Below are 20,153 nucleotides of genomic sequence, written 5' to 3' on the forward strand. Positions count from 1 at the left end.
CTTAGGTAAAATAATACATTAACCAATATAACTAAATTAATGTACTATGTCAATATTTTTTTAAAGGCTGAAAGCATAAACTTTCAGCCTAAGTAACTTTTATTTTAATAGATTAAAGTTTGATGCTTGAAGTATCAACTTTAACTCCAGGACCCATTGTTGTAGTTACAGCAATAGATTTGAAGTACGTACCTTTAGCTGAAGCAGGTTTTGCTTTAGTTAATACGTCTTGTAAAGCTCTGAAGTTTTCAACAAGTTTGTCTGTATCAAATGATGTTTTACCAATTGATGCGTGAACAATACCTGATTTCTCAGCACGGTATTCTACTTTACCAGCTTTGATTTCTTCAACTGCTTTTTTAACGTCCATAGTTACTGTTCCAGTTTTAGGGTTTGGCATTAAACCTTTAGGTCCTAATACACGACCAAGTTTACCAACTTCACCCATCATGTCTGGTGTAGCTACTACTACGTCAAAATCAAACCAACCTTGTTGGATTTTTTCTACATATTCGCCTTCGCCAACGAAATCTGCACCTGCTGCTTCTGCTTCAGCTGCTTTTTCTCCTTTAGCGAACACTAATACACGTTGTGATTTACCAGTACCGTTTGGTAGCACTACTGCTCCACGGATTTGTTGGTCATTTTTACGTGTATCAATACCTAAACGGAATGCTACTTCAACTGATGCGTCAAAGTTAGCAATGTTTGTTTCTTTAGCTAGTTCAACAGCTTCTTGTACATCGTAATGTTTTAAGCGATCGATTTTGCTAGCTGCTTCTTGATATCTTTTGCTTTTTTTAGCCATTTCATGTTCCTCCTTTAGTGGTTTTAGCGGAATTTCCTCCCACATTTACTTGCTTTCACAAGTTAAGAGCAGATAACAGTGAGGTATAAATTATGTTTTATCTTAGAATTAAATTCCTTAATAAATGACATTTCCCCTCATATTACGACAATATTGAACGCTGTCATCATGTTTGTCATTTCTGTCATCTGCTTCTATCGTCAATCTATATATTCATTAATGTTTTTTATTATTGAACTGTGATTCCCATACTACGAGCAGTACCTTCAATGATACGAACTGCCGCTTCTTCGTCTGAAGCGTTTAAATCTTGCATTTTTTGGTTCGCAATTTCACGTACTTGATCTTTAGTTACTGTAGCAACTTTGTTTTTATTAGGTTCACCTGAACCTTTTTCAACGCCTGCTGCTTTTTTAAGTAATACTGGAGCCGGTGGTGTTTTTGTAATAAATGTAAATGAACGGTCTTCATAAACACTGATTTCTACCGGAATGATTAAACCTGCGTCTTCTTGTGTACGTGCGTTGAATTCCTTACAGAATCCCATAATGTTCACACCCGCTTGACCTAATGCTGGACCAACTGGTGGTGCTGGATTTGCTTTCCCTGCAGGAATTTGTAATTTAACTACTTTTTCTACTTTTTTAGCCACGATGTGCACCTCCTTGATATCGTGATGTGGTCACAGGACTGAGTTTTGTCCTCCCACTCTTCTACATTTCGTGACGAAATGAACGCTCTATGAGCGCGACCACAGTATTATAACATTAATTCATTACGTAAAGCAATGGTAAAATGTAAGTTTTTTTATAGAACCCCTTATCATTTTAATGATTAGGGGTTCTTAATGCATGAGCTTTTGCTCAGGCGTTCCTCTAATTTCATCATTTTAATGATTAGGGGTTCTTAATGCATGTAAAGTAATACTTCTTGTTTTAGCAAGTCTAGTATTACTTATATACCATTATAATTTTTCTACTTGATCAAATTCTACTTCTACTGGTGTCTCTCTACCAAACATGTCTACAAGAACAGTAAGTTTGAATTTATCGGTTTCAATTTCTTGAATTTCTCCAACTTGGTTAGCGAATGGACCTGATTTAATTCTCACTTGCTCACCTAATTCAACTTGGACATCGATTGTTTTCTCTTTCATGCCCATTTGTTTAAGAATGAAACGCGCTTCTTCAGGAAGTAGTGGATTAGGTTTTGATCCAGCACCAGCCGAACCAACAAATCCTGTTACACCAGGTGTATTTCTTACTATATACCATGATTCATCAGTCATAACTAATTCGACTAACACATAACCAGGGAAAGTTTTTTTACTTAATGTTTTGGCTTTGCCATCTTTAACTTGTGTCTCTTCTTCTTCTGGTATAACAACTCTGAATATTTTTTCGGTCATATTCATAGATTCAACACGTTTTTCTAAATTCTTTTTAACTTTATTCTCATAACCAGAATAAGTATGCACAGCATACCAACGCTTTGCGCCGACTTCTTCAGACATGTCGTCACTCCTATCTATTTAATTAATTCTATAATTCTACCAATTCCTAAGTCTAAGGCATAGAAGAACACTAAGAAAAATACTACTGTAGCTACAACAATGACTGTGTATTTAAATAATTCTTCTTTCGTTGGCCAACTTGTCTTTTCCATTTCTGATTTTACGCCTTGGAAGAAATTTTCTTTTTTAGCCATTTATAAGACCTCCGTATATTTCGTTATTCCTTATTTGCTTATTCCATACAACAAATCAAGCAAATACAATACTCTCAACTTAAATGGAAGGGCATATTTACTCAATCGTGAACTTTCATATGTCGTTATATTATTTTGATTCCTTGTGCATCGTATGTGCATTACATCTCGAACAAAACTTTTTTAATGTTAATCTAGATGTAAGATTACTTTGTTTGGGAACGTTATAATTTCTACTACCACATACGTCACAAGTTAATGGTACTTTTTTCATTAGACTTCCCCTTACTCATTATAATACCAATCTACTATACATAACATCTGAGTCAATTGTCAATCTTCAAACGCATACCTATTCACGCCATTCAATCCTTCGAATCGCCCTAATTAATAACCATCTATATGATGTCTTAGTTTTATTTTACAACGATGTATCGCGTTGTAAACTACTTTCTTCGGAACAGCTAATAATTCTGCAATTTCTTTTGGCTTATAATCTTTTAACAAGTAAATGACGACCACTTGTTCTAACTTAGTTAAGTTTAACACACATTGTTGGATATATTCTCCCACTTCTATAGCTAGGATGTGCTTGTCGACGGGATATTCCATCTTACTATTATTGTAAGACACGATAAACTCATTAATCAATAACGTTTGTCTTTCGTAACCATAAAATTTCTTACGAATATAGTCATTTTTTACATTCTTAATGACACGATTTACATAATGTTCAATTGGTATAGTATCTTTAAAATCAAAATGTTTAAACGCTTGAAAAAGTTTAATCAGCACCTCTTGGCACAAATCTTCTTGATCATTCGGATGAATAGAAAAGTGTTTTAACCTTTTACGAATTAAAGGCGTTAGTGCTATAAATATTTTAGGTAGTTCTTGCTTTTCAAAAATATTTTGTTCTACATTTTTCGAGGGTGTATTGTCATGGTTGTGTGGCTCTAACATAGCAACTTCCTTTCTTCAAAAGTAAAGATAGGATACAGCTACTATGCTTCAAAAATCAAGTGGACAATAATGTTATTGATGATTATCTCCACGTCGCAGTTTTTCAAATTCTTCTAAAATCTCATTTGAAAGTTCTATTCTTGTTCGTGGTTTTTGTTCATTAAAGCCATCAAGTTTTTTAGATACAGACACTTCATTTTCTCTTAAGTCTCTCCACATTTCTCTTGAAGACACACGATATGCTCCAGCGCCAAATATCGCATGTTGCTCACTCATATCACTCGTGACAACTGTAATGTGTCTCGTATGTTTATCATATAAGTCATACACATAGCGTTCGATATAGCTATCTGCTGTTTCTTTTTCTTTTGTAAATATCGTTTTAACACCATGATACATGTATTCAGAATGGGCGCCCGATTGCTCATAAGCATCAAATACACAGACGACTTCATCTGCTATCACTGCATTGTAATTCGCTATTGTTGTAAGTAACTGTTCGCGTGCTTCCTCAAGGTTATCTTGCGCAATACGGCTCAGCTCCTGTGAATGACCAATCATATTATATCCATCAATGATTAAGTATCTATCCTTCATGCCTTATCTCCAATGTTGTTGCGTTTACGAAACACCTCGTACATCATTAAACTTGCCGCTACTGAAGCATTCAAACTATTCACATGTCCAACCATCGGAATGTTGATGTAAAAATCACACTTATCTTTTACTAGACGACTCATTCCTTGGCCTTCACTACCAATAACGATTGCTAACGGCATTGCTACATCCATTTCTCTATAGTCTGTAGAGTTGTTTGCTTCTGTACCTACGACCCAATAGCCGTTATCTTTTAATGTTTCAATTGTATTAGCTAAGTTTGTCACTCTCATAACTGGTATATGCTCAATTGCACCTGTAGATGCTTTAGCAACCGTTTGCGTTAACGCTACTGAACGTCTCTTAGGTATGATGACGCCATCAACGCCTGATGCATCAGCTGTTCTCAAGATAGAACCTAAATTATGTGGGTCCTCTAAACCATCTAATATCAATACTGTAGATAGTTTATCTTGCGCTTTTTGCTTTTCTAAAAACGCATCAAAATCCGCATATTCATATGGCGCGATATAAGCTGCTATTCCTTGATGAGGAGAATCAGATAATCCATCAATTTTCGATTTCGGTACTGATTGAACTATGATTTTTCTACTATTTGCTTTTTTTAAAATTTCATTAATTTGGCCTTTTTTAATAGTATCTTGAATTAAAATTTTATTAATTGTATGTCCTGAAACGATTGCTTCTTTCACAGCATGTCGCCCAACGATCACGATCTCTTCCATAATATCACTACCTTTCGTTTACATTCTGTACGACACTTTCCAATAAAGCCGTCAAACGTTTTTGTTCTTTTTCTAAATATAAATAGCCAATGACCGCTTCTAGTCCCGAACTTTTTCTATATGTTTGTATATCTGTATTTTTAGCTTTGGTATAACTTTTAGCATTTCTACCGCGACGAACAATATCTAATTCATCTTCAGTAAACCAATTGTTTTCCATTAAAAATTCAAGCGTTTGTGCCTGACTTTTGGCAGAGACATAGCGTTTTGCTTCTTGATGCAGCCGATTAGGTTTTGCTTTTAATTTTAGCACGATATATTCTCTTACGTGTTGGTCTAAAACTGCATCACCCATATAGGCAAGTGTTAGTGGATTTAGTAGTTTATTATCAATATTAGCCACGTTTAAATCTCACACCTTGAGCCGTGTCTTCTAGTATAATATTTTGTGCTTTTAATTGGTCGCGAATTTCATCAGCGCGTGCAAAATCTTTTTCTTTACGTGCATTGTTTCTTTCTTCAATTAAAGCTTCAACTTGCTCATCTAACAATTCGTCACTTGCCTTATCTTTTAACGGAATGCCAAGTACATCGCTAAATACTTGGTACACTTCTTTAAAACGTGTTAGGACTTTTACAGAAGTAGTGTTTTCTAACACATATTTATTAGCTAATTTCGCTAAATCATACCAAGCTGTAATGGCATTTGCAGTATTAAAGTCATCGTTCATTACAGTTTCAAACTGCTTTAAAATATTGTCGATTTCAGTAAGGTATGCAGATTGATCTTCCACATCTGTGGCAATTGCTTCACGTTCTTCAATAGCTTGATAACTATTACGCACACGTTCCAAACCACTTTTCGCTGCTTCAACAAGTTCCATATTATAGTTGATTGGACTTCTATAATGCACACTAATCATGAAAAAGCGTAGAACGTCTGGGTCAATTTGTTTAATAATGTCATGCACTAATACAAAGTTACCTAACGATTTACTCATCTTTTCATTATCTATATTAATGAATCCGTTATGCATCCAATAATTAGCGAAAGGTGCATGATTATGTGCTTCTGACTGCGCAATTTCATTTTCATGGTGAGGGAATTGTAAGTCTGTTCCGCCTGCGTGAATATCAATCGTCGCACCCAGTTCATGATATGCCATAACTGAACATTCAATGTGCCAGCCTGGTCTACCTTCTCCAAACGGACTGTCCCAGCTAATTTCACCTGGTTTCGCTTTCTTCCACAATGTGAAATCTAACGCATCTTCTTTCTGTTCACCTTGTTCAATACGTGCGCCCACTTTTAGGTCGTTAAGTGACTGATGACTTAATTTGCCGTAATCTTCAAATTTACGTGTTCTAAAGTAAACATCGCCACCACTTTCATATGCATTACCTTCATCTACAAGTTCTTTTATAAATTTAATAATATCGTCCATATGATTCATTACTCGTGGATTAGATGTCGCTTTTTTTACATTTAAAGCACCTACATCTTCATAAAATGCTTTAATGTAACGATCCGCAATCGTTTCAACTGATTCGTCTAACTCCTTAGAACGCTTGATTAATTTATCATCTACATCAGTGAAGTTAGATACATAAACAACTTCATAGCCTTGATATTCAAAATATCTTCTTACTACGTCATAGTTTATTGCTGGTCTTGCATTACCAATATGGATGTAATTGTATACAGTTGGTCCACAAACATACATTTTAACTTTACCAGGTTCAATAGGCTCGAACGTTTCTTTTTGACGTGTTAATGTATTATATAATGTAATCATCTTGAATCTCTCCATTTCTTGTTTTCTCAAGTTGTTTTTCTAACTCTTTTAATTGCTCGTAAATTGGGTCAGGTAGATTACGATGGTCAAACGTTTTCCCTATACGTCTACCATCTTGTTTTACGATATGTCCTGGTATACCTACTACTGTCGAATAACTTGGCACTGAATTTAACACTACTGAGTTAGCCCCAATATTCACATTAGCATTAATCGTTATGTTTCCAAGTACTTTTGCTCCTGCAGCAATCAATACATTATCACCTATATCTGGGTGACGTTTACCTCTTTCTTTACCCGTTCCACCTAATGTAACACCTTGATAAATCGTTACGTTATCACCAATGCGACATGTCTCTCCAATGACTACACCCATACCATGATCAATAAACAAACGTCTACCGATTTGGGCTCCTGGATGTATCTCAATACCTGTAAAAAAACGTGTAACTTGAGAAATTAGTCTTGCCAAAACATACTTTTTCTTTTTATACAGTTCATGTGCAATCAAATGACTCCATACTGCATGTACACCTGCATAAGATGTAATCACTTCTAACGTAGTACGTGCAGCTGGGTCTTGTTCAAACACCATATTTACATCATCTTTAATTCTTTTCAAAAATTTAAACAAGGTTGCTACCTCCTTATTAAAAAAGCACCCCTAACTAAAATTGTTAGAGGCGCTTTTGCTTTAGCACGGTTCCACTCTTATTTTAAACAAAGCCACTGGTTTAAATACATTCGCATTAATCGAAACTCAAACGACTTTTGTTTACTCTTTAAAGTTTATTTAATTCATTTGTAAAAAGGTGCATTCAGTAATTTCAGTGATGTGCTTGCAGCAACCGCACACTCTCTATACACTTCCATTACATACTAATCCTTAGTCATTTTCAATGTTAATAATAGGTTGTTTGATGTAATTTTTCAAGTATTATCAATTTAACACGATCTTTACATGCTACAACTTTATTTTAAACATATTTTTTTAAACGAGATAACACTTTTTCTCTACCTAAAACTTCAATAGTATTTGGTAGTTCAGGACCATGCATTTGGCCAGTTACAGCTACACGGATAGGCATAAATAATTGTTTACCTTTAATTCCTGTCTCTTTTTGAACTTCTTTGATTGTTTTTTTAATTTCAGCCGCTTCAAATGGCTCAAGTACTTCTAATTTACCGTATAAATGATTCATAAGTTCAGGTACTTGTTCACCGTTAATCACTTCTTGCTCATCATCACCTAAAATTTGTTCATCGCGGAAGAATAGTTCTGATAAAGGTACAATTTCTCCAGCATAACTCATTTCTTTTTGGTAAAGCGCAACAAGCTTACGTCCCCAATCTAAATCTTCATCAGTTGGATTCTCAGGAATTAACTCTGCTTTAATAAGATGTGGCAACGCTAATTCAAATACCGTTTCACTATCTTTTTGTTTCATATACTGGTTATTAATCCAAGCTAGTTTTTGTTTATCAAAAAATGCCGGTGACTTAGATAAGCGTTTTTCGTCAAAAATCTTAATAAATTCTTCTGGAGAATAAATTTCATCTTCACCTTCTGGTGACCAACCTAATAGCGTAATAAAGTTAAATAGCGCTTCTGGCAAATAACCTAAATCGCGATATTGTTCGATGAATTGTAAAATTTGTCCATCACGTTTACTTAATTTTTTACGTTCTTCATTGACTATAAGTGACATATGAGCAAATCTAGGTGCTTTCCACCCAAATGTTTCATAAATCATCAATTGTTTTGGTGTATTAGAAATATGGTCGTCTCCACGAATCACGTCAGAAATCTCCATATAATAATCATCTATTGCTACGGCAAAGTTATAAGTAGGTACGCCGTCTTTCTTAACGATGACCCAGTCACCCATATTATTTGAATCAAATGAAATTTCACCTTTTACCATGTCATCAAATGAGAATGTTGTATCTTTAGGTACACGGAAACGTATAGATGGTTGACGACCTTCAGCTTCGAACTGTTGACGTTCTTCTTCTGTTAAATGCGCGTGTTTACCACCATAGCGTGGCATTTCACCGCGTGCAATTTGTTGTTCGCGCTCTTCTTCTAATTCGTCTTCTGTCATGTAACATTTATAGGCTTTATCTTCATCTAGTAATTGCTGAATTAATGGGTTATAAATTTCTGCACGTTCTGACTGACGATAAGGTCCATAACCTTTATCTTTATCTACAGATTCATCCCATTCTATGCCTAACCATTTTAAGTTATCAAATTGTGATGATTCTCCATCAACTAAGTTACGTTTACTATCCGTATCTTCAATACGAATTACAAAATCTCCATCATAATGTTTAGCAAATAAATAGTTAAATAATGCAGTTCTTGCATTACCGATATGCAAATAGCCTGTTGGACTTGGTGCATATCTCACTCTTACACGATCACTCATTATGTTCACTCCCGTTTTTAATGTTTGTTTTATTGGTTAAGTTAATATTCAGGTTACACAAATCCACACAGTAAATAGGCTGAACGTGTGTTAACTCATCTACGTGTAGTTCACCAAGAAAATAACGCTCAACTATTAATTAAGTTCATGATTATCGCTTGTTAATCATATCATAGCTTAGTATTTTTCAAAGTATTCTAAGCTGAAAAAGTACTTTGCATAATTTTATCCAAACGAATAAACAATCCACTTTTATAGAAATATAATTTCGCTATCTATTGTAGCACTTTAGCTAGTAATATGATATCACTGTGCTTAAATTATCTTATAGTTCCCCTTAATTTTTCAAGGTATTTAAAAAAGGTTTCATGTGAAACTGTAACTGTAGGCGCTACAATTTCAAATGAAACCTTTCCTTATAAATCAATTTATTTTTTTCGCAAAAATAATTCGACCTGAAGATGTTTGTAATAAACTAATTACTTCTAAATCGATATGTTCACCTATATGTTTTTTAGCGTTATCTACTACAACCATCGTACCATCATCTAAATAACCTACTGCTTGACCAGATTCTTTCCCCATTTTAGTAAGCAACAGATTAAAGCGATCACCTTGGTGTACTGAGGGTTTAATTGCTTCAGATAAATCATTAACATTTAACGCTTGTATTCCTTGAACATGACACACTTTATTGAGATTAAAATCCGTTGTTATAATATGTGCTCTATAATGTTGCGCTAATTTAATCAACATCGCATCGATATCGCTATGAGACTTAGTCGGGTGAATAATTCTCGTTGGATGGTCGGTATCATATAATTCATTTAATATATCTAGACCTCTTTGACCTTTTTCACGCTTCACACTATCGTTCGCATCTGCAACGACTTGGAGTTCATTAATAACACCTTGAGGAATTAGTATTTCTCCATCAATAAAGCCACACTCGATAATATCTAATATGCGCCCATCGATAATGGCGCTTGTATCAATAATTTTAGGTACTGCATTACGTGCATTGATAGACATTGAACGCGCCATATTTTCTGGTAAAAATAGCAACATTTCATCACGCTTTCGCAAACCAAATTGAAAGCCGAAATAACCTAAAATAATCGTAACTATAATTGGTACAAAATGATTAATGACATTATTGCCGATAATTTGAAAAATAAAAGATATCATAACAGAAATTAGTAAACCTATCATTAGTCCAATTGTAGCAAATAATATTTCTACTGCACTTTGACGCATAATCGTTTGTTCTAATTCTTTTAAAGCATATGTTGCTTTTTTAATAAACCAACCAAAGATTAAAAAGAATATAATAATCCCTAGCAGCCCATTGAAATAAGTATTTGTTAATAGGGGTACATGATTTAGGCCAGCGTCATTGACTATTTCTGGTAATAGATACACACCTATACTTGCACCCAAGATAATGTAGCACAAAATAACAATGAGTCTTATAATGTTCACAGGTTAACTCACCTTCCTTTAGAAAGTTAATCAGGCCAAATATTTTATATACTTAGCCTAAATAGCTTTGTATTTTTTAATTACTGTTTTGTTAGTGCATATTTTAATGCTTCATGGACATTCTTAACACCAATAACCTTAATGTCCTTTGGAAATTGCCATCCACCAATATTTGATTCTGGAATAATTACGCGCTTAAACCCTAATTTTTCCGCTTCTTGTACACGTTGCTCTATACGCGAAACACGCCTAACTTCCCCTGTAAGTCCTACTTCTCCAATAAAGCAGTCTAAACCATCAACTGTTAAATCTTTAAAACTTGAAGCCGTCGCAACAACAATACCTAAATCTACTGCAGGTTCTGTTAAACGTACACCACCGGCTACTTTAATATAAGCATCCTGTTGTTGTAGTAAATAATTCTCTTTCTTTTCTAGCACTGCCATGAGCAAACTCAATCGATTATGATCGATACCTGTCGCCATACGTCTTGGATTATTAAATGTAGTTGGCGTCACTAACGCTTGTACTTCTATAAGTAATGGTCTCGTGCCTTCCATCGTAGAAACAATGGTTGACCCAGGTACATTAGTCGAACGTTCTTCAAGGAACATTTCCGACGGGTTTTTTACTCCTTTTAATCCAGTTTGTTGCATTTCAAAGATACCCATCTCATTCGTAGAGCCAAAACGGTTTTTAACTGCTCTTAAAATACGATACGCATGATGCTCGTCGCCTTCAAAGTATAGAACTGTATCCACCATGTGTTCAAGTAAACGCGGGCCAGCTATTTGTCCTTCTTTCGTAACATGTCCCACTATAAATGTAGCTATATTCAATTGTTTAGCTATATTCATTAAACTTTGCGTACTTTCTCTAACTTGCGACACAGAACCTGGTGCCGAACTAATTTCCGGATGAAAAATAGTTTGGATTGAGTCTACTACAAGTAAATCTGGTTTGAGTTGCTTAACTGTTTCATGTATAACTTCTAAATCTGTTTCAGCAAACACATTTAATTGACTTGAGTCCTCGTCTAACCTTTCTGCTCTTAATTTCGTTTGATTTAACGACTCCTCACCTGTAATATACAGCACATTTTTAGATTGTGATAATGCTGCACAAATTTGTAAGAGTAATGTAGATTTACCAATACCTGGATCGCCACCTATCAATACAAGCGAACCATTTACTATACCGCCGCCAAGCACTCTATTAAATTCTTCAGAGTTTGTTTTTACTCGTGGCGTCGTTTCATGTTTTATGTCATTTAATTTTTGCACTTTAGAAATATTGTCTCGACTGCGTACGCCATGTTTTGGACTCGCGGCCTTTTGTTCGACTATTTCTTCCATTTGATTCCAGCCACCACAATTTGGGCATTTTCCCATCCACTTTGGAGACTGGTAGCCACAGGCCATACATTCAAAAATCACTTTCTTTTTAGCCAAAACAGCACCTCCATCTTTCATTGAACAAATCTATTTTAAACCTCTGTCTGTTTAAAAACAAATTTTATTCATAATCAAGTAATTTAACCGAATAATATTCTTATATAGTTATTTAAAATTCTTAATAAGTTTAAGTTTTTCATCTTTAGCAAAAGCTATTTTTATAAAATATCATGCTTATGTATAGAGTGCCACTGATAATATATTTTGACTTTTTAAATATTACTCGTTTGTTAAGGTAAATACTACTCTATTGTCTATATATTATAAAAAAACAAAGCAGCACTCCCCAAATATGCATCTACATATTTGAGAAGTACTGCTTTAATTTATACTTAAGTTTTATGATTCAGTTGTTTCTTTATCTTTAGTTGTTTCTTTTCTATCTTGAATATCATACTTGAACTCTTTACCATCATGATTAATTATTACTTCTTTACCTTCAACTTGATTGCCTTCTAGAATCAATTCACTTAAGTTATCTTCAACTGTTTTTTGAATTGCACGAATTAATGGTCTAGCACCATATTCAGGGTCATAACCCTCTTCGGCAATTTTTTCTTTAGCTGCTTCTGTAACTTTAATGTTAATATCTTGTTCAGAAAGGCGTTCTGTTAATTTATCCACCATCATAGTCACAATTTCTTTCAATTCTTCTTTAGAAAGTTTGTGGAATACGATAATGTCATCGACACGGTTTAAGAATTCTGGACGGAATGCGTTTTTCAATTCTTTCATCATTGTCTTACGGATTGATTCATAATCTTGTCCTTCAGATGCGCCTCCAAAACCAGCGAAACGTTGGTCTTGTAATTCTTGTGCGCCTACGTTAGATGTCATAATAATAACTGTATTACGGAAATCTACGCGACGACCTTTTGTATCTGTTAAGTGACCATCGTCTAATACTTGTAATAGAATATTGAACACATCAGGATGTGCTTTTTCAATCTCATCAAATAAAATCACTGAGTAAGGTTTACGTCTTACTTTTTCAGTCAATTGGCCACCATCATCATGACCTACGTAGCCTGGAGGGGCACCTACTAAACGACTGACAGCGTGTTTTTCCATAAATTCACTCATATCAACACGAATCATTGCGTCATCTTCACCGAACATAGACTCAGCTAAGGCACGAGCTAACTCAGTTTTACCTACACCCGTTGGTCCTAAGAAGATAAAGCTACCAATAGGACGTTTAGGATCTTTCAATCCAGCTCTAGCACGTCTAACTGCTTTACTAATAGATGTAACGGCATCTTTTTGGCCGATTACTCTATTATGAAGTGTATCTTCTAAGTTAAGCAGACGGTCAGATTCAGTTTCATTAATTTTAGTTAATGGAATACCTGTCCAACCAGCGATAACTTCACCAATATCTTCTTCTGATAGAGAGGTATTATCACCGTTTTGAGCATTTTTCCAGTTGTTATTAGCTTCTTCATATTGTTTTTCTAATTTAGTTTGTTTATCACGCAAGTTAGCTGCATTTTCAAACTCTTGGGCGTGGACAGCTGCATCTTTTTCATTTTTAACTTGTTCTATCTGCTGTTCAATTTCTTTTAAGTTTGGTGGTGTTGTATGACTCTTAAGTCTCACTTTAGAACTTGCTTCATCAATTAAGTCTATCGCTTTATCTGGTAAGAAACGATCTGAAATATAACGGTGACTTAATTTAGCTGCTGATTCTAAAGCTTGATCTGAAATGTTAATACGGTGATGCGCTTCATAACGATCACGCAATCCTTTTAAAATTTCAATTGTATCTTCAACATTTGGTTCACCAACTTGAACAGGTTGGAAACGACGTTCAAGCGCTGCATCTTTTTCAATGTTTTTACGGTATTCATCTAAAGTAGTTGCACCGATACATTGTAATTCTCCACGAGCTAATGCTGGTTTAAGAATGTTAGATGCATCAATAGCACCTTCTGCACCACCTGCACCTACTAGGGTGTGCAATTCGTCGATGAATAATACTACATTTCCAGCTTGATGAATTTCTTCCATTACTTTTTTCAAGCGCTCTTCAAACTCACCACGATATTTTGTTCCGGCAACAACTGTCCCCATATCTAATGACATTACACGTTTACCTTTAAGCGTTTCAGGTACTTCGTTATTAACAATTGCTTGTGCTAAGCCTTCAGCAATAGCAGTTTTACCTACACCTGGTTCACCAATTAATACAGGGTTATTCTTAGTACGACGACTTAATACTTCAATGACTCTAGTAATCTCTTTTTCTCTACCAATGACAGGATCTAAAGTACCGTCTTTTGCGATAACTGTTAAGTCGCGAGCTAGACTGTCTAACGTTGGTGTGTTGTTAGATTTATTAGCTTGCGCATTTTTATTACTTGTTTCAGGGCTACCTAAAGCTTTAACAACTTGCGCACGTGCTTTTGTGATATTTAAATCTAAATTTGCAAACACACGAGCTGCGACTCCTTCATTTTCTCTGATTAATCCAAGTAAGATATGTTCTGTTCCTACAAAGTTATGGTGTAATTTTCTAGCTTCATCCATTGATAATTCAATTACTTTTTTTGCACGAGGTGTATAGTGTAATGCGCCCATTTGTTCTTGACCGTGGCCGATTAATTTTTCTACTTCCTCAACTACTTTTTCTTCAGTAATATCAAACGTTTCTAATACTTTAGCTGCAATACCTTCAGGTTCTTTCATTAGACCTAAAAGTAAATGTTCAGTTCCAATATTCGAATGATTTAAGCGTATTGCTTCTTCCTGAGCATGTGCTAGTACGCGTTGAGCACGTTCTGTTAGTCTACCAAATAGCATATAGTATGACCTCCTAATTTATATGTTCTCTTAATATATCTGCTCTTTTTTCATTAACTGCTCTATCATCTTCATCGTCTAGTAAGAATGGCGATTGTATTGCAACCATTAACTCATTAAACTTAAAGTCTTCTAATTCAATATAGCCTAAATCTAAACCAAGTTTCACTTCACTTAATCTTAGTGAAGCTTCCTCCATAGATATCAGTCTACTATATTTTAATATTCCTAACGAACGATATACTCTGTCTAATGTTTCTATATGATTGTGTCGGTTTAGTCGTTCGCGGATTTGCATTTCTTCATTAATAATTTGCTGCACTACCTCTGATAAACTTTCAATGATTTCTTCTTCTGTTTTGCCTAAAGTAAGTTGGTTTGAAATTTGGTATATATGGCCATAAACTTGAGATCCTTCTCCATAAATACCTCTAATTGTAAAACCAAAACGATTAATTGTTTGGGCAATGCGATTCATACGTTTCATTATTGTCAAGCCAGGTAAATGTAACATGACACTGGCACGCATTCCTGTCCCAATATTAGTGGGGCAAGTTGTCAAATAACCTAGAGTTTCATCAAAACTTACATCTAATTCACTATCAAGTTGATCATCAATCTCTGAAGCTTTTTCGTATAATGATGATAGCGATAAATCATTACCCATGGCTTGAATGCGTATATGATCTTCTTCATTAACCATAATGCTTAAAGATTCATCTTCATTGAGTAATACGGCAGAAGCAGGTTGTCTTATTAATTCAGGACTTATAAGATGTTTCGCGACAAGTTTGTATTTACTTTGTTGATCCATTGAATCCAAACGTTGTACAGACAAGTCAGGAAGCGCATCTTGTACGTCATTAATTATTCGAAAACCATCTTGTTCTGACAAAAACATTAATGGGTGAACATGATTTTCTAAATTTCTTGCTAGTCTTATTCTCGAAGACATCACAATCGGACTTTCTTCTCTATCACGCATCCATTCACTCATGTATGCACTAATATCATTTTTACTCATCATGCTTCACCTCGCCATCTTCTTTCAATGCTTTAATTTCATCACGAACAACGGCGGCTTCTTCAAAGTTTTGTTCTTCTATCAGTTGTTTTAAATACGAACTTTTTTCTTCTATTTGTTTTTTTAATGCTAATTTTCTGTGTGAAGAATGCGGTGTTTTTCCTACATGTTCAATTTGACCGCCTTGCACACGTCGCACAATATCGATAATGTCATCTTTGAATGTAGCATAGCAATCTGAACAGCCAAATTTACCAACATGTGCGATATCTTTTAATGTCATATGACAAGTAGGACATCGTTTTTCTTCTTTAAAAGCAATTTCATCAAAATCGATACCGTGTTTAGCTGCTAAGTGTTGTAAGATTTGTTTCACTACAAATGCGCCTTCAATATCATCTTGTGACTGAATTTGCTGATTTTGGGTCCATGGGTTACCACCTTGTGCACACGTGGAACAAACCCATTTTTCATTTATACCATCTTGACCTTTCACTGCCAATTTCACTTCTGCTTCATTCAAATGACAATTCTCGCACAGCACGACGAAACACCTCACTTTAATAATAATTTATAACATGCAATAACCGTTTTATAATATTTGCTCGAATGATATCTCTCGATAATACATCCATTTTTAATGTCTCTCTGTCTATAACGGCGTATATCATTTTTGCTTCACGTTCATTAATGTAATTTTTATCCAATAAGCCATCTACAATGTAATAAGCTTGCTGTTGTGAAATAGATGGACCAACTAATTGAAGTAAATGATTAATGTAACCTGTTTCATCTCTGTTTTCAATTTTGGTGATTCGAATATATCCGCCACCACCTCTTTTACTTTCAATCTCATAGCCATGCTCATTTGTAAAACGTGTTTTGATTACATAATTAAGCTGGGAAGGCACACAGTCAAAGCGCTGCGCAATATTGGCACGTTGAATTTCTACAACGTCTTCATTGGTGTCTTCAAATAACTTTTTAATGTATTGTTCTATGATGTCAGACATGTTGTGCATGATTATCACCTCTTTTGACCTTCTTTGACTATATTATATGACCAACTTTGACCTTTTTCAACCAATATGTTTTAAAAATTTTTAATTAAAGATGTAAGTGCTATCTAATTTATTGTATTATAGGAGTTAAGAAAAATTAAAAGGGATGAATGACTTATGCATATTATTATTGGATTAATTGGGATAGCAGTGTTTCTTGCATTGGCGTTTCTATTTAGCTCAGATAGAAAAAATATTCGTTGGCAATATGTCGGTTTACTACTTGTCATACAACTAGTATTCGCATTTATTTTACTTAAAACTAAATTTGGTATTACAGTTATTGGTGGCATATCAGACGGATTTAATTATTTATTAGCAAAAGCAGCAGAAGGTGTGAACTTTGTGTTTGGTGGATTTGAATTTGTAGATCCTAAGAACCCCCCCTTCTTCTTTAATGTATTATTACCAATTGTGTTCATTTCAGCTTTAATTGGTATTCTACAATATACAAGAATCTTACCTTGGATTATCAATGTTTTAGGTTTAGCCATTTCAAAAATTAATGGTATGGGCCGCTTAGAATCATATAACGCTGTAGCAGCTGCAATTTTAGGGCAATCAGAAGTGTTTATTTCATTGAAAAAGGAATTAGCACATATTCCTAAACAACGATTATATACATTAACAGCTTCTGCAATGTCTACAGTATCAGCTTCTATTATCGGTGCTTATTTCACATTAATTGAACCACGTTTTGTAGTTACAGCAGTTGTTTTAAATCTATTTGGTGGTTTCATCATTGCTTCTATTATCAATCCTTATAAAATTGATGCAAAAGAAGATAAACTTATCGTTGATGAAAGCGAATCAGGTAAACAATCATTTTTCGAAATGTTAGGTGAATATATCTTAGACGGTTTTAAAGTTGCAGTCATCGTAGGTGCAATGTTAATTGGTTATATTGCTATTATTGCTTTACTTAATGGTGTTGTTAGTGCAATCTTCACTGGTTTATCTGGCGGCAGTATCACTTGGGACTTCCAAACGCTTATTGGATTTGTCTTTGCACCATTTGCATTTTTAGTTGGTGTGCCTTGGAACGATGCAGTACAAGCTGGATCTATCATGGCTACTAAATTACTATCAAACGAATTTGTTGCAATGCAAAGTTTAAGTCAGATTAAAGATATGAGTGCTCATGCTAAAGGTGTTATTTCAGTCTTCGTAGTATCATTTGCAAACTTTAGTTCTATCGGTATTATTTCTGGAGCAATTAAATCACTTAACAATGAAAAAGGTGATATCGTAGCTCGTTTTGGACTAAAATTATTATTTGGTGCTACACTTGTTTCATTTATTTCAGCAGCTATTGCCGGATTCTTTATTTAAAAAATATAACTTGGGTATAGATATTCTTAAATATTAAAATGCTTATTCGTTTAATTTAAGAACATTTTAAATAATATCAACTATTTCTATTACAAAATAAAATCTTGGTACATATCGAAAACAAACTATATAAAGCACACTTCTATACAAAAGAAGTGTGCTTTTTTACTACTTGTTAAATTGTTAATGCCATATTATACATAATTACAAGTAGTAGATATCAACTACATATATTCTCTAATTTATGCGATTTGCAAAATATCAATAACTAATATATAAAGTAAAATAAGACACTTCATGTTATAAAATAACTACTCATTATTTTTAACGAAGTGCCTTATTAATGAAATTCTTACGCGATATATTCTAGTGAAGTTTTATCTATAATACCTTTTCTGTCATCATAGTAGGTTTTACAATTTCTTCTATAAAATACTGTGTTACTCTATAATCATCAGTTAATTCTGGATGGAAGGATACGCCTAAGTAATGTCCTTCTTGTACTGCTACAATTTTTTCGCCAACTGTACTTAACACTGATACCTCACCGTGTGTCGCTTCAATATGCGGCGCTCTAATAAACACACCTTCAATATCTTCTGCGATACCTTGTACATTTAATTCACTTTCAAAACTATCCACTTGTCTGCCAAATGAGTTTCTTTGAACTGTGATGTCTAATTTATCCAAATAACCTTCTTCGCCAACAATATGCTTAGCCATAACTATTAATCCAGCACACGTTCCGAACATAGGTAATGTAGATTGCTTTAGTGCTTCTTTAAAGCCGTATAAATTCATTAATCGACGTAATGTAGTAGATTCACCACCAGGTAAAATGAGGCCATCAATGTCATCTAATTGTTCTGTACGCTTAATTGCTATACCTTCATGGCCACTAAGTTCAATATGACGTATATGTTCTCTTACTGCGCCTTGCAGTGCTAGTACACCAATTTTCATATTACCATCCACGCTCTTGCATACGTTCTTCTAAAGTTAATTCATTGATGTCTAAACCTTTCATAGCTGTACCTAAATCTTTTGCTAAACGCCCAATTAATTCATAGTCTTGGTAATGAGTTGTAGCTTGCACAATAGCTTTAGCGAATTTTTCAGGGTCTTCTGATTTAAAAATACCAGAGCCTACGAATACACCATCAGCACCTAATTCCATCATTAATGCTGCATCTTGAGGTGTAGCTACACCACCAGCTGCAAAGTTAACAACAGGAAGTTTACCATTCTCTTTAGTATTTTTTAGCACTTCAAACGGCGCTCCAATATTTTTAGCTTCAGTCATAATTTCGTCATCATTCATCACTGTTAATCTTTTTACTTCTGCATTAACTTGACGCATGTGTCTAACAGCTTCTACAATATTTCCTGTACCCGGCTCACCTTTTGTACGTAGCATTGCTGCACCTTCACCGATACGTCTTGCAGCTTCTCCTAAGTTACGGCAACCACATACAAACGGTACTGTAAACGTATCTTTTAATAGATGATATTCTTCATCTGCAGGTGTTAACACCTCTGATTCATCAATATAGTCTACGCCCATTGATTCAAGTACACGCGCTTCAGTAATATGACCTATACGTCCTTTTGCCATTACCGGAATAGAAACAGCGTTCATAACTTCTTCTACAATTTTAGGATTAGCCATACGAGCAACGCCACCAGCAGCTCTAATATCAGAAGGTACACGTTCTAGAGCCATTACTGCAACTGCTCCAGCTTCCTCTGCTATTTTAGCTTGCTCAGCATTGACAACGTCCATAATCACGCCGCCTTTTTGCATTTCTGCCATTCCTCTTTTAACTCTCTCTGATCCAGTTACTTTAGACATTTGTTTTTCCCCTTTACTTAGTTGATTAAATTCATTTTAAGAGATAAACTGGTATTTAAAAAGGTTCAATTTCAATTTAATTTCGGAGGTCAGTTCC

Annotated in this window: 21 protein-coding genes and 1 other annotated feature (1 of these 22 only partly in view); of the genes, 1 reads left to right on the forward strand and 20 read right to left on the reverse strand. The window is 34.7% G+C overall.

Annotation, left to right across the window (positions count from 1 at the left end; all coding sequences use genetic code 11):
- Positions 1 to 24: a sequence feature (ribosomal protein L10 leader region), on the reverse strand (it extends 125 nt beyond the left edge of the window).
- A gap of 88 nt (positions 25 to 112) precedes the next feature.
- The 18 genes from rplA to ACM591_RS12930 all read right to left on the reverse strand — a co-directional run bounded on the left by rplA (position 113) and on the right by ACM591_RS12930 (position 16,833).
- Positions 113 to 808 carry a 50S ribosomal protein L1 gene (rplA, locus tag ACM591_RS12845; RefSeq protein WP_017723039.1) on the reverse strand — a complete coding sequence of 232 codons (696 nt, stop codon included), beginning with the start codon at positions 806 to 808 and terminating at the stop codon, positions 113 to 115.
- Positions 809 to 1,037: 229 nt separating this feature from the next.
- Positions 1,038 to 1,460, reverse strand: coding sequence for a 50S ribosomal protein L11 (rplK, locus tag ACM591_RS12850; RefSeq protein ID WP_017723040.1), 423 nt, complete (start codon positions 1,458 to 1,460; stop codon positions 1,038 to 1,040).
- A 312-nt stretch (positions 1,461 to 1,772) separates the two neighbouring features.
- The gene (gene nusG / locus ACM591_RS12855) at positions 1,773 to 2,321 is read right to left on the reverse strand and encodes a transcription termination/antitermination protein NusG (RefSeq protein ID WP_029377932.1); all 549 of its coding nucleotides are present in this window, start codon (positions 2,319 to 2,321) and stop codon (positions 1,773 to 1,775) included.
- 14 nt (positions 2,322 to 2,335) lie between these two features.
- Positions 2,336 to 2,515 (reverse strand): preprotein translocase subunit SecE, encoded by a 180-nt coding sequence (secE, locus tag ACM591_RS12860; protein WP_002484168.1) that lies wholly within the window; start codon positions 2,513 to 2,515, stop codon positions 2,336 to 2,338.
- Between the two features lie 130 nt (positions 2,516 to 2,645).
- Positions 2,646 to 2,789, reverse strand: coding sequence for a 50S ribosomal protein L33 (rpmG, locus tag ACM591_RS12865; RefSeq protein ID WP_080661263.1), 144 nt, complete (start codon positions 2,787 to 2,789; stop codon positions 2,646 to 2,648).
- A 113-nt stretch (positions 2,790 to 2,902) separates the two neighbouring features.
- On the reverse strand, positions 2,903 to 3,478 hold the full coding sequence (locus ACM591_RS12870; RefSeq protein ID WP_029377933.1) for a sigma-70 family RNA polymerase sigma factor: 576 nt from the start codon (positions 3,476 to 3,478) through the stop codon (positions 2,903 to 2,905).
- A gap of 72 nt (positions 3,479 to 3,550) precedes the next feature.
- Positions 3,551 to 4,075: an NYN domain-containing protein gene (locus ACM591_RS12875; RefSeq protein ID WP_029377934.1), complete on the reverse strand. Its 525-nt coding sequence runs from the start codon at positions 4,073 to 4,075 to the stop codon at positions 3,551 to 3,553.
- On the reverse strand, positions 4,072 to 4,821 hold the full coding sequence (gene rlmB / locus ACM591_RS12880; protein ID WP_029377935.1) for a 23S rRNA (guanosine(2251)-2'-O)-methyltransferase RlmB: 750 nt from the start codon (positions 4,819 to 4,821) through the stop codon (positions 4,072 to 4,074). The genes ACM591_RS12875 and rlmB overlap by 4 nt, the downstream gene beginning before the upstream one ends.
- 7 nt (positions 4,822 to 4,828) lie before the next feature.
- Positions 4,829 to 5,176 (reverse strand): Mini-ribonuclease 3, encoded by a 348-nt coding sequence (locus tag ACM591_RS12885; protein ID WP_162471897.1) that lies wholly within the window; start codon positions 5,174 to 5,176, stop codon positions 4,829 to 4,831.
- Between the two features lie 40 nt (positions 5,177 to 5,216).
- Positions 5,217 to 6,617, reverse strand: coding sequence for a cysteine--tRNA ligase (cysS, locus tag ACM591_RS12890; protein WP_038677953.1), 1,401 nt, complete (start codon positions 6,615 to 6,617; stop codon positions 5,217 to 5,219).
- Entirely contained in the window at positions 6,601 to 7,251 is a 651-nt protein-coding gene (cysE, locus tag ACM591_RS12895) for a serine O-acetyltransferase (protein ID WP_037557109.1), read from the reverse strand. Before cysE ends, cysS begins: the two co-directional genes overlap by 17 nt.
- 343 nt (positions 7,252 to 7,594) lie before the next feature.
- A complete protein-coding gene (gene gltX, locus ACM591_RS12900) occupies positions 7,595 to 9,049 on the reverse strand; it encodes a glutamate--tRNA ligase (protein ID WP_099265864.1) in 1,455 nt (484 codons plus the stop codon).
- 423 nt (positions 9,050 to 9,472) lie between these two features.
- On the reverse strand, positions 9,473 to 10,531 hold the full coding sequence (locus tag ACM591_RS12905; RefSeq protein ID WP_029377940.1) for a PIN/TRAM domain-containing protein: 1,059 nt from the start codon (positions 10,529 to 10,531) through the stop codon (positions 9,473 to 9,475).
- Between the two features lie 80 nt (positions 10,532 to 10,611).
- Positions 10,612 to 11,982 (reverse strand): DNA repair protein RadA, encoded by a 1,371-nt coding sequence (gene radA, locus ACM591_RS12910; RefSeq protein ID WP_029377941.1) that lies wholly within the window; start codon positions 11,980 to 11,982, stop codon positions 10,612 to 10,614.
- 342 nt (positions 11,983 to 12,324) lie between these two features.
- Entirely contained in the window at positions 12,325 to 14,787 is a 2,463-nt protein-coding gene (locus ACM591_RS12915) for an ATP-dependent Clp protease ATP-binding subunit (protein WP_029377942.1), read from the reverse strand.
- Between the two features lie 13 nt (positions 14,788 to 14,800).
- Positions 14,801 to 15,811, reverse strand: coding sequence for a protein arginine kinase (locus ACM591_RS12920; protein WP_029377943.1), 1,011 nt, complete (start codon positions 15,809 to 15,811; stop codon positions 14,801 to 14,803).
- Positions 15,804 to 16,355, reverse strand: a complete 552-nt coding sequence (locus ACM591_RS12925) for a UvrB/UvrC motif-containing protein (protein ID WP_029377944.1) — start codon at positions 16,353 to 16,355, stop codon at positions 15,804 to 15,806. Before ACM591_RS12925 ends, ACM591_RS12920 begins: the two co-directional genes overlap by 8 nt.
- Positions 16,356 to 16,371: 16 nt before the next feature.
- Complete coding sequence (locus ACM591_RS12930) at positions 16,372 to 16,833, reverse strand: CtsR family transcriptional regulator (RefSeq protein ID WP_029377945.1); 462 nt, start codon at positions 16,831 to 16,833, stop codon at positions 16,372 to 16,374.
- A 156-nt stretch (positions 16,834 to 16,989) separates the two neighbouring features.
- On the opposite strand from ACM591_RS12930, the gene ACM591_RS12935 reads away from it, so the two are divergent.
- Positions 16,990 to 18,204 (forward strand): NupC/NupG family nucleoside CNT transporter, encoded by a 1,215-nt coding sequence (locus ACM591_RS12935; RefSeq protein WP_029377946.1) that lies wholly within the window; start codon positions 16,990 to 16,992, stop codon positions 18,202 to 18,204.
- 381 nt (positions 18,205 to 18,585) lie between these two features.
- Here the strand turns inward: ACM591_RS12935 and pdxT are convergent, their stop codons facing one another.
- A complete protein-coding gene (gene pdxT / locus ACM591_RS12940; protein WP_029377947.1) occupies positions 18,586 to 19,167 on the reverse strand; it encodes a pyridoxal 5'-phosphate synthase glutaminase subunit PdxT in 582 nt (193 codons plus the stop codon).
- A gap of 1 nt (position 19,168) precedes the next feature.
- Entirely contained in the window at positions 19,169 to 20,056 is an 888-nt protein-coding gene (pdxS, locus tag ACM591_RS12945; RefSeq protein ID WP_326026197.1) for a pyridoxal 5'-phosphate synthase lyase subunit PdxS, read from the reverse strand.
- Between the last annotated feature and the right edge of the window lie 97 nt (positions 20,057 to 20,153).

The organism is Staphylococcus sp. Ze2, assembly GCF_048568365.1.
Classification (GTDB): Bacteria; Bacillota; Bacilli; order Staphylococcales; family Staphylococcaceae; genus Staphylococcus; species Staphylococcus xylosus.